Origin of the sequence: Fusobacterium perfoetens, from assembly GCF_021531475.1 — a bacterium.
Taxonomy (GTDB): Bacteria; Fusobacteriota; Fusobacteriia; order Fusobacteriales; family Fusobacteriaceae; genus Fusobacterium_B.
Genome location: NZ_JADYTX010000083.1, coordinates 1 through 326, shown reverse-complemented (window position 1 = coordinate 326; position 326 = coordinate 1). Strand labels below are relative to the sequence as shown.

General features: G+C 28.5%; 1 protein-coding gene. It reads left to right on the top strand.

All coding sequences use genetic code 11. The annotated features are described in order from the left end of the window. Positions 1–80 precede the first annotated feature (80 nt). The gene (locus tag I6E15_RS10095) at positions 81–302 is read left to right on the top strand and encodes a hypothetical protein (protein WP_328222093.1); all 222 of its coding nucleotides are present in this window, start codon (positions 81–83) and stop codon (positions 300–302) included. The last annotated feature ends 24 nt before the right edge of the window (positions 303–326 follow it).

The following is a 326-nucleotide window of genomic DNA, read 5'->3' as shown; positions in this document are numbered from 1 at the left end:
TAATAACAGTATATTACATAAAAATTAAAATAGCTTAATAATTAAAAAATTATTATATAAATATTATACGAGGAGAAAAGATGTTCAAATCTATCGATTTAAAAAATGATCCAATCCCTAAACTATTTCTTTGTTTTTCTATTCCGTCGGTAACTGGTATGCTTATTAACGCTCTCTATGCTATTGTTGATGGAATTTTCATCGGTCGTTTTGTAGGAGCTGACGCACTAGCTGCCATAACTATTGGATTGATCTGTACCCTGTCAAGTACTCAATTTAATTATCAACATTTTTTTCTTTAAATTTCCTATATTCTATTGGACTTC

Coding starts and splice junctions, on each gene's coding strand:
- I6E15_RS10095 (WP_328222093.1), top strand. CDS start 81: ATGTTCAAATCTATCGATTTAAAAAATGATCCAATCCCTAAACTATTT.